This is a genomic window from Pseudomonas benzenivorans (assembly GCF_024397895.1).
In the GTDB taxonomy this organism is placed as follows: domain Bacteria; phylum Pseudomonadota; class Gammaproteobacteria; order Pseudomonadales; family Pseudomonadaceae; genus Aquipseudomonas; species Aquipseudomonas benzenivorans_A.
Window position 1 is genome coordinate 2,639,447 of record NZ_CP073346.1, and the last position, 13,012, is coordinate 2,652,458.

The 13,012-nt window shown below is 66.0% G+C and carries 14 protein-coding genes; 10 read left to right on the forward strand and 4 right to left on the reverse strand.

The window, feature by feature from the left end; all coding sequences use genetic code 11:
- Positions 1 to 41: 41 nt before the first annotated feature.
- The gene (locus tag KDW96_RS12355; RefSeq protein WP_255836552.1) at positions 42 to 1,046 is read left to right on the forward strand and encodes an LLM class flavin-dependent oxidoreductase; all 1,005 of its coding nucleotides are present in this window, start codon (positions 42 to 44) and stop codon (positions 1,044 to 1,046) included.
- Between the two features lie 13 nt (positions 1,047 to 1,059).
- On the opposite strand, the gene KDW96_RS12360 is transcribed toward KDW96_RS12355, so the two are convergent.
- Positions 1,060 to 1,482 (reverse strand): PA0061/PA0062 family lipoprotein, encoded by a 423-nt coding sequence (locus KDW96_RS12360; RefSeq protein WP_255836553.1) that lies wholly within the window; start codon positions 1,480 to 1,482, stop codon positions 1,060 to 1,062.
- Between the two features lie 85 nt (positions 1,483 to 1,567).
- On the opposite strand from KDW96_RS12360, the gene KDW96_RS12365 reads away from it, so the two are divergent.
- Entirely contained in the window at positions 1,568 to 2,677 is a 1,110-nt protein-coding gene (locus KDW96_RS12365) for an aminopeptidase (RefSeq protein ID WP_255836554.1), read from the forward strand.
- A gap of 29 nt (positions 2,678 to 2,706) precedes the next feature.
- The gene (locus tag KDW96_RS12370; protein ID WP_255836555.1) at positions 2,707 to 2,937 is read left to right on the forward strand and encodes a DUF1161 domain-containing protein; all 231 of its coding nucleotides are present in this window, start codon (positions 2,707 to 2,709) and stop codon (positions 2,935 to 2,937) included.
- Positions 2,938 to 2,948: 11 nt separating this feature from the next.
- On the opposite strand, the gene KDW96_RS12375 is transcribed toward KDW96_RS12370, so the two are convergent.
- Positions 2,949 to 3,596, reverse strand: a complete 648-nt coding sequence (locus KDW96_RS12375; RefSeq protein WP_255836556.1) for an HAD family hydrolase — start codon at positions 3,594 to 3,596, stop codon at positions 2,949 to 2,951.
- Between the two features lie 23 nt (positions 3,597 to 3,619).
- Complete coding sequence (locus tag KDW96_RS12380) at positions 3,620 to 4,165, reverse strand: gamma carbonic anhydrase family protein (RefSeq protein WP_255836557.1); 546 nt, start codon at positions 4,163 to 4,165, stop codon at positions 3,620 to 3,622.
- Between the two features lie 136 nt (positions 4,166 to 4,301).
- On the opposite strand from KDW96_RS12380, the gene prlC reads away from it, so the two are divergent.
- Both prlC and KDW96_RS12390 read left to right on the forward strand, forming a co-directional pair.
- Positions 4,302 to 6,350, forward strand: a complete 2,049-nt coding sequence (gene prlC / locus KDW96_RS12385; protein ID WP_255836558.1) for an oligopeptidase A — start codon at positions 4,302 to 4,304, stop codon at positions 6,348 to 6,350.
- A gap of 11 nt (positions 6,351 to 6,361) precedes the next feature.
- Positions 6,362 to 6,634, forward strand: a complete 273-nt coding sequence (locus tag KDW96_RS12390) for a YheV family putative zinc ribbon protein (protein ID WP_255836559.1) — start codon at positions 6,362 to 6,364, stop codon at positions 6,632 to 6,634.
- A 72-nt stretch (positions 6,635 to 6,706) separates the two neighbouring features.
- Here KDW96_RS12390 and KDW96_RS12395 read toward each other — a convergent pair whose 3' ends face one another.
- Positions 6,707 to 8,695, reverse strand: a complete 1,989-nt coding sequence (locus tag KDW96_RS12395) for a sigma-54-dependent Fis family transcriptional regulator (protein WP_255836560.1) — start codon at positions 8,693 to 8,695, stop codon at positions 6,707 to 6,709.
- A 316-nt stretch (positions 8,696 to 9,011) separates the two neighbouring features.
- On the opposite strand from KDW96_RS12395, the gene KDW96_RS12400 reads away from it, so the two are divergent.
- The 5 genes from KDW96_RS12400 to KDW96_RS12420 all read left to right on the forward strand — a co-directional run bounded on the left by KDW96_RS12400 (position 9,012) and on the right by KDW96_RS12420 (position 13,005).
- Positions 9,012 to 10,022 carry a TIM barrel protein gene (locus tag KDW96_RS12400; RefSeq protein WP_255836561.1) on the forward strand — a complete coding sequence of 337 codons (1,011 nt, stop codon included), beginning with the start codon at positions 9,012 to 9,014 and terminating at the stop codon, positions 10,020 to 10,022.
- A gap of 221 nt (positions 10,023 to 10,243) precedes the next feature.
- A complete protein-coding gene (locus KDW96_RS12405; RefSeq protein ID WP_255836562.1) occupies positions 10,244 to 10,588 on the forward strand; it encodes a nuclear transport factor 2 family protein in 345 nt (114 codons plus the stop codon).
- A 127-nt stretch (positions 10,589 to 10,715) separates the two neighbouring features.
- Positions 10,716 to 11,708: a thiamine pyrophosphate-dependent dehydrogenase E1 component subunit alpha gene (locus KDW96_RS12410; RefSeq protein ID WP_255836563.1), complete on the forward strand. Its 993-nt coding sequence runs from the start codon at positions 10,716 to 10,718 to the stop codon at positions 11,706 to 11,708.
- 72 nt (positions 11,709 to 11,780) lie between these two features.
- Complete coding sequence (locus KDW96_RS12415; protein WP_255840519.1) at positions 11,781 to 12,758, forward strand: alpha-ketoacid dehydrogenase subunit beta; 978 nt, start codon at positions 11,781 to 11,783, stop codon at positions 12,756 to 12,758.
- Between the two features lie 10 nt (positions 12,759 to 12,768).
- The gene (locus KDW96_RS12420) at positions 12,769 to 13,005 is read left to right on the forward strand and encodes a biotin/lipoyl-containing protein (RefSeq protein WP_255836564.1); all 237 of its coding nucleotides are present in this window, start codon (positions 12,769 to 12,771) and stop codon (positions 13,003 to 13,005) included.
- Positions 13,006 to 13,012 lie beyond the last annotated feature (7 nt).

Genomic DNA, 13,012 nt, shown 5'->3' on the forward strand with positions numbered 1-13,012 from the left:
TCCCGGCGCCGATCACGAGCGGACTATGAGCAGGCGGGCCGATGAGCGTTCTAGACCAGACCAGGATTTCCATACTCGACCTCGCGCCGATCCGCGACGACGGCGGTCCCGCCCAGGCGTTGGGCAACTCGCTGAAGCTGGCCCGGCATGCCGAGCGCCTCGGCTTCAGCCGTTTCTGGGTGGCCGAACACCACAACATGGACGGCATCGCCAGTTCGGCCACCGCGGTGCTGCTCGGCTACCTGGCCGCCGGCACCTCGAGCATCCGCCTCGGCTCCGGCGGGGTGATGCTGCCCAACCATGCGCCGCTGGTGATCGCCGAACAGTTCGGCACCCTGGCCACGCTCTATCCGGGGCGCATCGAGCTGGGCCTGGGCCGGGCCCCGGGCGCCGATCAGTTCACCGCCCGGGCGCTGCGCCGCGAACGCTCCGGCAGCGCCGACGACTTCCCCGAGGATGTCGCCGAGCTGCAACGCTACCTGGGCCCGCGCAGCCCCGAGCAGCGGGTAATCGCCATGCCCGGCTGCGGCACCCAGGTGCCCCTCTGGCTGCTCGGCTCCAGCCTGTTCAGCGCCCAGCTGGCCGGGCAGATGGGCCTGCCCTACGCCTTCGCCTCGCACTTCGCGCCGCGCTACCTGCACGAGGCGATCCGCGTCTACCGAAACCATTTCAAGCCCTCGGCGGTGCTCGAGCGGCCCTATGTGATGCTCGGCGTGCCGCTGGTGGCGGCCGACAGCGACGAGCGCGCCGACTACCTGGCGACCTCGGTGTACCAACGCGTGCTCGCCCTGCTGCGTGGCCAGAGCCTGGTGCAGCGCCCGCCGGTGTCGAGCATGGACGGCCTCTGGCTGCCCCACGAGAAGCAGGCGGTGGGCGATTTCCTCGGTCTGGCGGTGATAGGCGGCCCGCAGAAGGTGCGGGCGCGGCTGGAGGTGCTACTGGAGCAGACCGGCGCCGACGAGCTCATCTTTACCGGCGACCTGTACGACTTCGACGATCGCCTGCGCTCTTTCGAGCTGCTGGCGGAACTGCGGCGGAGCGCCTAGGGCGAGGTCACGCTTAGAAGGTGCCGCAGCGCAGCACCCGGCCGCGGGCCAGGACGTTGCGCTGGTCGTCGTACAGCCAGGCCTGGGCGTTGTACATGATGGAGCGCGCCTCCAGACGGTAGCGCTGGCCGGCGGCGAAGTCGGCGTAGCGCACGCGGATCTCGCAGGTGCGCTGGATCGGCTCGGACATCATGTCGGAGCCGCCACCGCCACCCGGCACCTCGAACAGGAAGCGGCTGATCAGCTCATGGGAGCCCGGCGAGACCTGGAAGTAGCGGCCGTCGTTGAGGCGCTCGCCGTCGAGCTCGTCGGCCATCAGCAGGTCGCTGGCCGGGGTGTACAGCTCGACCCAGGCCTGGCCCGGGTCGTGCGGCGGCAACGGCGAGGCGCAGGCACCGAGCAGGGACAGGCTGGCGATCAGGGCGAAGCGACGCATGACAGTCTCCAAAACGAAGTGGCGGGCGCGGATTTGGCCGATCCCATGGTGGAGGCAGTGGCGGCAATGCGCTAGCGTGGCGCGCATGACGCACAACACGACTCCCTTCTCTATCGACTCGTCGGCCTGGCGCTGGGTTCCGCTGCTGGCGGCGCTGCTGCTGGCCGGTTGCAGCACCCTGGACTACTACGGCCAGCTGGTGCGCGGTCAGCTCGAGGTGCTGCGCGCGCGCCAGCCGGTGGAGCGCCTGCTGGCCGACCCCGCCACCGCCGCGCCGCTGCGCCAGCGCCTGGCCCTGGCCCTGCAGGCGCGGCGTTTCGCCAGTGCCGAACTGGCCCTGCCGGACAACCAGAGCTACCGGCTGTACGCCGACCTGCAGCGGCCCTATGTGGTGTGGAACCTGTTCGCCACCGATGAGTTTTCCGTGGAGCCCGAGCTGCACTGCTTTCCCATCGCCGGCTGCGTCGCCTACCGAGGCTACTACAGCCAGGGCCGTGCCCGCGGCGCGGCCGCGCTGCTGCGTCAGCAGGGGCTGGACACCTATATCGGCGGCGTGGAGGCCTATTCGACCCTGGGCTGGTTCGATGACCCGCTGCTCAACACCATGCTGGCCTGGAGCGACGAGCGCCTGGTGGCGGTGATCTTCCACGAACTGGCGCACCAGCAGCTGTACGTGGTCGACGACACGGCGTTCAACGAGTCATTCGCCAGCTTCGTCGAGCGCGAGGGCCTGCGTCAGTGGCGCGGGAGCCGTGGCCTGCCCGAGGCAGACGCGGCGCAGGACCGGCAGCGCGCCCGGCTCACCGAACTGGTGCTGGCCAGCCGCGAGCGCCTGCGCCGCCTGTATGCCCGCGATCTGCCGCTGGCGGCCAAGCGCGCCGCCAAGCAGGCCGAGTTCGAGCGCCTGCGCCGCGACTACCGGGCGCTGCGCGAGCGTGAATGGGGCGGCGTGGGGCGCTACGACGCCTGGATCGAGGCGCCGCTGAACAACGCCAAGCTGCTGCCCTTCGGCCTGTATGATCGCTGGGTGCCGGCCTTCGCCGGGCTGTTCCGCCAAGTGGCGGGGGACTGGCCGGCCTTCTACCGGCGCGTCGAGCGGCTCGGCCAGCTGTCGCCGTCGCAGCGCACCGAGGCGCTGCAGGCCTTGCAGGCCGCCGAGCAGAACCTTGCTCCGGCCGCGGCGGTCCAACCCTAGGAATCGTTCGAACCAGAGAGGCGCAGCGCATGAACAGATGGATGCTGGTACCTGTGTTGGGCCTGCTCGGCGCCGTCGCGCTGGCGCAGCCCAAGCCCTGCGAGGAGCTGAAGCAGGAGATCGAGGTGAAGATCCAGGCGGCCGGGGTGGCCAGCTATACCCTGGAGATCGTGGAGAACGACGAGGTGCACGACCCGAGCATGGTGGTCGGCAGCTGCGAAAACGGCACCAAGAAGATCCTCTACCAGAAGAACGGCTGAGCGCCTGGAGTTCAGGCGGCGAACGCGTGGTGCAGCTCGTCCAGCGTGGCGAAGTGATAGGTCGGCGCCTCGGCCTGCAGTTCCGCGGCACTGCCGAAGCCATAGCCCACCGCCGCCGCATCCAGGCCATTGCGCCGGGCGCCGATCAGGTCGTGCTTGCGGTCGCCGATCATCAGCGTGCTGGCGGCGTGTAATCCTTCCACGTGCAACAGATGGCCGATCAGCTCGGCCTTGTCGGTGCGGGTGCCGTCCAGCTCGCTGCCGTGGATTGCGCGGAAATGTCGGGCAAAGCCGAAGTGCTCGGCGATCTGCACGGCGAACAGGGTCGGCTTGCTGGTGGCGATGTACAGGGTGCGACCCTGCGCGGCCAGGGCCGTGAGCAGGGGGTCGACGCCGTCGAACACGCGGTTCTCGTACAGGCCGACCTCGGCGAAGCGCTCGCGGTAATGGCGCACCGCCTGCCAGGCGGTGGCCTCGTCGAAGGCATAGCTGTGCATGAAGCAATGCAGCAGCGGTGGGCCGATGAAGTGCTCCAGGGCCTGCAGGTCGGGTTCGTCGATGCCCAGCTGGGCCAGGGCGTACTGCACCGAGCGGGTGATGCCCTCGCGCGGGTCGGTGAGGGTGCCGTCGAGGTCGAAGAGGACGTTCCGGTAGTGCATGGACAACCTTGTGCGGGGCGCGATCAGTTGGAGGAGAAGCCTTCCATCAGGTGCTGGTCCTTCAGGCGCACGTAATTGTCGGCGCTGTAGCGGAAGTAGCTGCGTTCCTCCTCGGTCAGCTGGCGGGCCTGTTTGGCCGGGCTGCCGACGTACAGGTAGCCGCTTTCCAGGCGCTTGCCCGGTGGCACCAGGCTGCCGGCGCCGAGCACCACCTCGTCCTCGATCACCACGCCGTCCATGATGATGCTGCCCATGCCGATCAGCACCCGATTGCCGACGCTGCAGCCGTGCAGGGTGACGTTGTGGCCTACGGTCACATCGTCGCCGATGTTCAGCGGGTAACCGCCGGGGTTGAAGGGGCCGGCGTGGGTGATGTGCAGCACGCTGCCATCCTGGACGCTGGAGCGCTCGCCGATGCGGATGCTGTGCATGTCGCCGCGGATCACCACCAGCGGCCAGACCGAGCTGTCGTCGCCGATCTCCACGTCGCCGAGAATCACGGCGGAGGCGTCGACGAACACCCGCTCGCCGAGTTGCGGGGTGAACTGTTGGTAACTGCGAATCGCCACGATAGAAACCTCTTGGGCTGCGGTGAGCGTTGATTGTAATTAAGATAGCTGGCAAATCCGCTGAAACTTGGCTCTGCAGGCTTTTTGCCAGCGCCGGCATCAGCATGAAACTCCCTTGGTTACAGGTGACTCAGTCGTGACTGCCAACAACCCCCTGCTGCAAGACTTCGACCTGCCACCCTATTCCGCCATCCGCCCCGAGCATGTCGAGCCGGCGATGGACGCCATCCTCGCCGACAGCCGCGCGGCGATCGGCGAACTGCTCAAGCAGCAGTCTGGCACACCGAGCTGGGACGGCCTGGTGCTGGCGCTCGATGAGCTGCACGCTCGCCTCGGCCGCGCCTGGGGCCCGGTCAGCCACCTCAACGCCGTGTGCAACAGCGCCGAATTGCGTCAGGCCTACGAGGCCTGCCTGCCCAAGCTGTCCGAATACTGGACCGAGCTGGGCCACAACCGCGCGCTCTACCAAGCCTACCAGGCTCTGGCCGACAGCCCGGCCGCGGCCCGGTTCGAGGTGGCCCAGCAGACCATCCTCAAGCACGCCCTGCGCGATTTCCACCTGTCCGGCATCGACCTGCCAGAGGCCGACAAGCAGCGCTTCGGCGCCATCCAGAGCAAGCTCGCCGAGCTAGGCAGCCGTTTCTCCAACCAGCTGCTCGACGCCACCCAGGCCTGGACCAAGCACATCGCCGACGAGGCCCAGCTGGCTGGCCTGACCGAGTCGGCCAAGGCGCAGATGCAGCAGGCGGCCGAGGCCAAGGGCCTGGACGGCTGGCTGATCAGCCTGGAGTTCCCCAGCTACTACGCGGTGATGACCTACGCCGACGACCGCGCGCTGCGCGAAGAGCTGTATTCCGCCTACTGCACCCGCGCCTCCGACCAGGGGCCGAACGCCGGCCAGCACGACAACGGCCCGGTGATGGAGCAGATCCTCGACCTGCGCCAGGAGCTGGCCAGGCTGCTGGGCTTCGGCAACTACGCCGAGCTGAGCCTGGCCACCAAGATGGCCGAGTCCAGCGAGCAGGTGCTGAGCTTCCTGCGCGACCTGGCGGTGCGCAGCAAGCCCTTCGCCGCCCAGGACCTGGAAGAGCTCAAGGCCTTCGCCGCCGAGCAGGGCTGCAACGACCTGCAGAGCTGGGATGTCGGCTACTACGCCGAGAAGCTGCGCGAGCAGCGCTACAGCATCTCCCAGGAGATCCTGCGGCCCTACTTCCCGGTGGACAAGGTCCTGAGCGGCCTGTTCGCCATGGTCGAGAAGCTCTACGGCATCCAGATCCAGGAGCTCTCCGGATTCGACACCTGGCACCCGGACGTGCGCCTGTTCGAGATCAAGGAGCACGGCCAGCACGTCGGGCGCTTCTTTTTCGACCTCTACGCCCGCGCCCACAAGCGCGGCGGCGCCTGGATGGACGGCGCCCGCGACAAGCGCCGCAGCGCCAGCGGCGAGCTGATCAGCCCGGTGGCCAACCTGGTGTGTAACTTCACCCCTGCGGTGAACGGCAAGCCGGCGCTGCTGACCCACGACGAGGTCACCACCCTGTTCCACGAGTTCGGCCATGGCCTGCACCACCTGCTGACCCGGGTCGAGCAGGCCGGCGCCTCGGGCATCAACGGCGTGGCCTGGGACGCGGTCGAGCTGCCCAGCCAGTTCATGGAGAACTGGTGCTGGGAGCCCGAAGGCCTGGCGCTGATCTCCGGCCATTTCGAGAGCGGCGAGCCGCTGCCCCAGGACCTGCTGGACAAGATGCTGGCGGCGAAGAACTTCCAGTCCGGGCTGATGATGGTGCGCCAGCTGGAGTTTTCCCTGTTCGACTTCGAGCTGCACGCCCACCACGGCGACGGCCGCAGCGTGCTGCAGGTGCTCGAGGGCGTGCGTGACGAGGTCTCGGTGCTGCGTCCGCCGGCCTACAACCGCTTCGCCAACGGCTTCGCCCACATCTTCGCCGGCGGCTACGCGGCCGGTTACTACAGCTACAAGTGGGCCGAGGTGCTGTCCGCCGACGCCTTCTCGCGCTTCGAGGAGGAGGGCGTGTTCAACGGCGACACCGGCCGCGCCTTCCGCGAGGCGATCCTGGCGCGCGGCGGTTCCGAGGAACCCATGGTGCTGTTCGTCGATTTCCGCGGCCGCGAGCCGCGCATCGACGCCCTGCTGCGTCACCTCGGACTGAGCCAGGAGGCCGCGTAAGCGGAGCGCCCATGAGCATCACCACCAAACGCTTTATCGCCGGCGCGGTGTGCCCGGCCTGCAGCGAGATGGACACCATCAAGATGTGGGACGAGGACGGCGTGCCGCACCGCGAGTGCGTCAGCTGCGGCTACGCCGACACCCTGGACGAGCGTGGCAACTCGGTGCCCAAGGAACTGCCGACCCGGGTCAACGTCAGCGCGCTGAAACCCAAGGCCGCCGATCCCAAGGTCAAGGCCGTGCAGTTCTTCCCCAACCCCAAGCTGAACAAGCCCAAGGAGTAGGCGATCCGTCCGGCGCGCTGGCTGCCTGTTCGGCAGCCGGTGCCGCGGACCTAAAGCGCCTGAGTCCGAGACTCAGGACGCGTCCTGCAGGTTCGGCGGCACGATGCCCAGGCGCTTCATGTGCCGGTAGATGGTCGGCCGCGACAATCCCAGTTCCCGGGCCACGGCGCTGATGTTCCAGTGCAGCCGGCTCAGGGCTTCCTGCAGCGGATCCTCGCCGCGGCCCGGCCCGGGCGCGATCCCGGCCGCATCCGGCGTGCCGGCGGGAATGCGTGCCGCGGGATGCGCCAGGCGCCCGCTGGTGCATTCCGCCGGCAGATCGCTGACCACCACCTCGTCGCCTTCGCAGGTGGCCAGCGCATAGCGCAGGGCGTTCTGCAGCTCGCGGATATTGCCGGGCCAGGGGTAGGCCAGCAGGGCGCTCATGGCGTCGCCGCGCAGCCGCACCCGCTGTCCGCCGCGCTCGGCCTGCAGCTCCTGCAGCAGTCGCCGGATCAGGTAGCTCTGGTCGGCCCGCTCGCGCAGGGGCGGCAGGCGCAGGCTGGCGCCGTTCAAACGGTAGAACAGGTCCTCGCGGAAGCCGCCCGCCTCGATCAGGATGCGCAGGTCGCGGTGTGTCGCCGCCACCACGCGCAGGTCAACCTTGATCGGCCGGCTGGCGCCGATGGGCAGCACCTCCTGCTCGGCCAGCACCCGCAGCAACCGGGTCTGCAGCTGCAGCGGCATGTCGCCGATCTCGTCGAGGAACAGGGTGCCGCCGTCGGCCTGGGCGATCAGCCCCTTCATGCCCTTGCTGCGGGCGCCGGTGAAGCTGCCCGGCTCATAGCCGAACAGCTCGCTCTCGATCAGCGACTCGGGCATGGCGGCGCAGTTGATGGCCACGAAGGGCTTGTCGCGGCGCCGGCTCGAGTCATGCAGCGCCCGGGCCATGCGCTCCTTGCCGGTGCCGGTCTCGCCGATCACCAGGATGTTGATCGGCTCGTTGCGCAGCCGCGCGGCCCGGTTCAGGGTATCGCGCATCGCCGGATCGTCGTCGGCCAGCGCTTCCAGCGGCGCCAGGCTCGACTCCTGCTGGCTCGCCCCGGCGCTGGGCGCGCGGCGGCGTTGCGGTTCGATCAGGGTGGCGAAGTGCAGTTCGTGGTGGCGACGGGTATGGAAGGCCTGGACCCGATCGTCGGTGTTCTGGGGAATGGCCAGCACCTCGTCCACCTCCGCGTTGAGCAGGTCGCGGATGTTCCAGGCCTTGAAAGGACGAGTCTCCCCGGGACCGGGCAACGGCAGCTCATGGTGAGCCAGGAGCTTGCGCCCGGCGGTGTTGGCGGCCACCAGGCGGCCGTCCTCCTCGATGGCGATCAGGTAGCGCCGGTAGATCTGCACGAATTCCCGCGAGCGATCCAGGCCGACCAGGTGGTAGCCGCTGTACTGCTGCAGGAAGTAGGCATCCTCGATCATCTTGGCGGTGAACTTCACCAGCTGCAGGGCGAAGGTCTGCGAGCTCTTGGATTCCGGCGAGCGGTAGGCGGAGATGTCGAGCACTGCCAGCAGCTCGCCGTGGGGGTCGAAGATGGGCGCGGCGGTGCAGGTCAGGCCGATATGGTGGGCGCTGAAGTGATCGCTGTGGTGGCAGGTCAGGGCGGTGCGCTCCTGGATGCAGGTGCCCACCGCACAGGTGCCGGCGTGGGCCTCGCTCCAGTCCGCCCCGAGGAACAGTCCGCTGCGCTGGTGCTCGTGCCGGTTGGCCTCGTCGCCGAGGAACTGCACGGCGATGCCACGGGCATCGGTGAGCAGAACCACATAGCCGAGAGACGACACCTGGCGATAGAGCTGCTCGACCCCGGAGCGGGCCACCTGGAGCAGCGCATCGGCCTGATCCAGGCGTTCGCGCAGCGTGGGGGCGGGAACGTAGCGGGCCGGGGTGGGTCGGCTCGGGTCGAGGCCATAGCGGTCGATGCACCGTCGCCAGGAGCGCTCGATGATTTCCTCTTCTCCTGCCTGGGCCGGATTGGCCAAGGCCCTGAAGATGGATTCGACGTGCTGACGCTGGCTCAAGGAGGTGGTCATGAGCTGTCTCTGCTGCTTGTGATTGTTATGCCGGTACTTATACCAAGCTACCGCGAGGAGGCGTACTTCCGAAACACGACGTTCGTCGCCTCATTACACCTGTAACGTCGTTACAACGAGCTTTACAGGAGTCATTACAGCTGTTGTCACGTTTTCCCGGTGCTCCCCTGTAAATTTGCGGTGCAATTTCTTAAAAACATTTAAATAACAGCAAGTTAAATATTCTGGCATGGGGTTTGCCCTTTCCGTTGTGAGCGTAAGACAGCGTTCTTGCAAAACGCTCCAAACCAATCACCGGATTCGGGAGACAACAACAATGAAATCATTCCGCATGAAGTCCCTTGCTGCACTCTGCCTGACGTTGGCAGGTGGACTCTCCAGCACTGGCGTGCTGGCTCAAGAAGGGCCGAGTGGCCAGCAGCTGCTGGCGTCACACTGGATGCACGCCGGGCCGACAGAACCGTTCAGTGGTCGGATGTGGAGCTCCTGGAGCTTCCAGGATCGGGTCGAGGAACTGGGGCGCGTAGGCTTCACCGGAATCGGTCTGTTCCAGGATGACATTGCCTACATCCTGAAAAATGAAGCCCAAGGCGAGACCCGCACCGAGAAGCTGCAGTGGATGAAGGAGCAGCTCGACAAGAATGGCATCAAGACGGTCGAGCTCGAGTTTCTCGTCAACTGGATGTATCCGGAAGGTCACCCCAAGCGTTTGGAAGAACAGGAAATTCGCGACCTTCTGCTTGAAGCGGGCAAGGTGCTCAAGGCCCGTCACCTGAAGGTAGGCAATATCTTTGGCGTGGTGGCACCGGTTGCACAGCTGAAGGAAACCTTCGCCGATATGTGCGCCGATACCAAGCAGGCCGGCATGAAGCTGGGCATGGAGATCATGCCGCCAGATCCTAACTCCCGCACCCTGAAGCAGGCGCTCGAGTGGATTGGCAATGACCCGGATTGCGGGATCTATCTCGATACCTGGCACGTCAATCACATTAGCACCATCACCTATGACGATATTGCCGCGCTGAAGCCGGGCAATATCGTTGCAGTCGAACTCGATGACGGGTTTGTACCGGAGCCGGAACTGCAGCACGTGTTCAATGAAGTTGGATCGCCTGGTTTCATCGAACAAACCGTCAACCTGCGCAGAATTCCGGGTGATGGCAATTTCGATGTCGTGGGTTTCATCAAAGCCGTCAAGGCCTCCGGGTACACCGGCCCCTGGGGCAATGAAATTCTCTCCGAAGAATACCGCCGCCTGCCCAAAGAGATCGCTTATCGGCGCGTCTTCAACGCCACCAGCGAGCACATGGAAAAGGCCAAGCAATAAGGCCTGCACCCTTCGTGTGCGGGGCTGGGCAGGTCTCGATCCGAGTCCTGCCTGCCGCCTGAAGACGGAAGACGTTGAGGCCTCACCTGTCTCGGAAAAAGCATGAGCACGGCGAACCAAAGCGATGGCCATGCTTTTTTCCGACCGGTGATTGGTCCTGAAAGGACGGGCACGCAGCGGCGTCCTCACATTCCCAAATCGTATTCAACGGAGTAGTTGTCATGAGTGCTGAAGAAGTACTGGATCATCACCTGGACTGCTTTGGTCGTGGTGATGTCGACGGAATCATGTCCGATTATGAAAGTGACTCGGTGCTGTTTCTGCCAGAAGGGGTTCTGGTGGGAAAGGAAAAGATCAGGGCCTTTTTCGAGGGCCTGATTGCCGAATTCTCCAAGCCGGGCATGTCATTTGATCTGGCCGTGAAGGCCGTTGAAGGGAAGGCCGCCTATCTCGTCTGGTCCGCGACGACGCAAGACCATGTTTACGAATATGCCACCGACACTTTTGTCATTGAAAAAGAAAAGATCACGATTCAAAGCTTTGCCGCAAAGGTAGTCCCGAAATAACCGACGACTTACCTGCCATAACGGCTTTGCATGCGGCCGCATTATTCATGTGATCGCAATACCGGTCTTTGTCTGAACAGTCGGCGAGCGCAGTTCGTTTGCCGACAGCGCGTGATGGAGAAACATCATGGATCCTACTCCTACTATTGAACAACGCCTCTGGATGTACCGCCATATGGTGCTCAGCCGCTACCTGGAAGAGCGCATCGAAGCGATTTACATGGAGGGCAAGACGCCGGTATTCAACATGGCCAAGGGGCCCATTCCCGGCGAGATGCACCTCTCCAACGGCCAGGAGCCCTGTGCGGTCGGCGTCTGCGCCCACCTCAACGCCGAGGACGTTGTCGTCGCCACCCATCGCCCGCACCACATCGCCGTGGCCAAGGGCGTCGACCTGGATGCCATGGTCGCCGAGATCTTCGGCAAGGCCACCGGTCTTTCCGGGGGCCGCGGGGGGCACATGCACATCTTCGACGCCGACGTGAATTTCTCCTGCTCGGGGATCATCGGCCAGAGCCTGGGCCCGGCGGTGGGCGCCGCCTTGTCGCGCAAGATGCAAGGCAAGCCCGCCGTGGCGGTGTCCTTTCTGGGCGAGGGGGCGGCGAACCAGGGTGCCTTCCACGAGGCCCTGAACCTGGCCGCCGTCTGGCAGCTGCCAGTGGTGTTCGTCATCGAGGACAACGCCTGGGGCATCTCGGTGGCCAAGCAGGCCTCCACTGCTGTGCCGCGCAACGACACCCGTGCGGCTGCCTATGGCATGCCCGGCTATCACGTGGCTGACAACGATGTGGATCGGGTGTTCGCCGTGGCCGGCGAGGCCATCGCCCGGGCTCGTGCCGGGCAAGGGCCGAGCCTGATCGAGATCGAGACCTCGCGCCTGGCCGGCCACTTCATGGGCGACAGTGAGGACTACCGGCCCAAGGGCGAAAAGTCCGGTCTGCAGAGCCGCGATCCCATCAGCCGTTATCGCCAGGCGCTGATCGCGGCGGGGGTGCTCGACGAGGCCCAGGATGCCGACCTGGTCGGCGAGGCCCATGCACGCGTCGAGGCCGCCATCCACTTCGCCCGGGAGAGCGACTTCCTGCCCCCCGAGGCGGCCCTTGAAGCCGTCTTCATCTGATTGCTCAGGAGAGTTCCCATGACAACAACAACCACCTCCAGCGGCTCTCGCAAGCTGACAATCGCCCGGGCGATGGCCGAGGCCACGGCCCAGGAAATGCGCGCCGACCCGACCGTCTTCCTGATGGGCGAGGACGTGGGCCCCCTCGGCGGGGTCTTCGGCAACACCCGGGGCCTGTATGCCGAGTTCGGCGCCGAACGGGTACGCGATACCCCGATCTCCGAGACCGCCTTCATCAGCGCCGCCGTGGGCGCGGCCGCCGATGGCATGCGCCCCATCGTCGAGCTGATGTTCGTCGACTTCTTCGGCGTGTGCATGGATGCCATCTACAACCTGATGGCCAAGAACACCTACTTCTCCGGCGGCAAGGTCAAGGTGCCGATGGTGCTGATGACCTCCACCGGGGGCGGCTATTCCGACGGCGGGCAGCACTCCCAGTGCCTCTACGGCACCTTCGCCCACCTGCCGGGCATGAAGGTGGTGGTGCCGAGCAACGCCTACGACGCCAAGGGGCTGATGACCGCGGCGATCCGCGACGACAACCCGGTGGTGTTCATGTACCACAAGGCGCTGCAGGGCATGGGCTGGCTGGGCACCGAGAAGGGCGCCACCGTGTCGGTACCCGAGGAGCCCTATACCGTCGAGATCGGCAAGGCATCGGTGGTGCGCGAGGGCCGCGACCTGACCCTGGTCAGCCTGGGCGTTGGCGTGCATCACTGCCTGCGCGCGGCCAAGGCCCTGGAGAGCAAGGGTGTCGACGCCGAGGTAATCGACCTCCGCAGCCTGGTGCCGCTGGACCGCGAGACGGTGCGCGCCTCGGTGGCCAAGACCGGCCGCCTGATCGTGGTCGACGAGGACTACCACAGCTACGGCGTCAGCGGCGAGATCATCGCCAGCGTGGTCGAGCACAACCATCGCCTCAAGGCGGCGCCGGCCCGGGTCGCCTACCCGGACATCCCGATCCCCTTCGCGCAACCCATGGAGCAGTGGGCCCTGCCCAATGCCGACAAGATCGTCGCGGCCTTCCACCAGATGCAACAAGAGCGTTGAGGAGAGAAACATGACAACCGATATCACCGTACCCCAGGACCTCTGGGAGGGCGACAGCGAAGGCGTGATCACCTCCTGGTTTGTCGACGACGGCAGCCAGGTCAATCAGGGCGACCTGGTGGCCGAGGTGATGGTGGAAAAAGCCCAGTATGAGATCGAAGCGCCGGCCTCGGGTCGGCTGAGCATCAGTATCGGAGAGGACGAGGTGGTGACCAAGGGTACCGCCATCGCCAGCATCGAGACCTGAGAGGCCT

What these genes read in the sequence shown, in the direction of transcription:
- KDW96_RS12355 (WP_255836552.1), top strand. Translation starts at nt 42, where the DNA reads ATGAGCGTTCTAGACCAGACCAGGATTTCCATACTCGACCTCGCGCCG.
- KDW96_RS12360 (WP_255836553.1), bottom strand. Translation starts at nt 1,482, where the DNA reads ATGCGTCGCTTCGCCCTGATCGCCAGCCTGTCCCTGCTCGGTGCCTGC.
- KDW96_RS12365 (WP_255836554.1), top strand. Translation starts at nt 1,568, where the DNA reads ATGACGCACAACACGACTCCCTTCTCTATCGACTCGTCGGCCTGGCGC.
- KDW96_RS12370 (WP_255836555.1), top strand. Translation starts at nt 2,707, where the DNA reads ATGAACAGATGGATGCTGGTACCTGTGTTGGGCCTGCTCGGCGCCGTC.
- KDW96_RS12375 (WP_255836556.1), bottom strand. Translation starts at nt 3,596, where the DNA reads ATGCACTACCGGAACGTCCTCTTCGACCTCGACGGCACCCTCACCGAC.
- KDW96_RS12390 (WP_255836559.1), top strand. Translation starts at nt 6,362, where the DNA reads ATGAGCATCACCACCAAACGCTTTATCGCCGGCGCGGTGTGCCCGGCC.
- KDW96_RS12395 (WP_255836560.1), bottom strand. Translation starts at nt 8,695, where the DNA reads ATGACCACCTCCTTGAGCCAGCGTCAGCACGTCGAATCCATCTTCAGG.
- KDW96_RS12400 (WP_255836561.1), top strand. Translation starts at nt 9,012, where the DNA reads ATGAAATCATTCCGCATGAAGTCCCTTGCTGCACTCTGCCTGACGTTG.
- KDW96_RS12405 (WP_255836562.1), top strand. Translation starts at nt 10,244, where the DNA reads ATGAGTGCTGAAGAAGTACTGGATCATCACCTGGACTGCTTTGGTCGT.
- KDW96_RS12410 (WP_255836563.1), top strand. Translation starts at nt 10,716, where the DNA reads ATGGATCCTACTCCTACTATTGAACAACGCCTCTGGATGTACCGCCAT.
- KDW96_RS12415 (WP_255840519.1), top strand. Translation starts at nt 11,781, where the DNA reads ATGGCCGAGGCCACGGCCCAGGAAATGCGCGCCGACCCGACCGTCTTC.
- KDW96_RS12420 (WP_255836564.1), top strand. Translation starts at nt 12,769, where the DNA reads ATGACAACCGATATCACCGTACCCCAGGACCTCTGGGAGGGCGACAGC.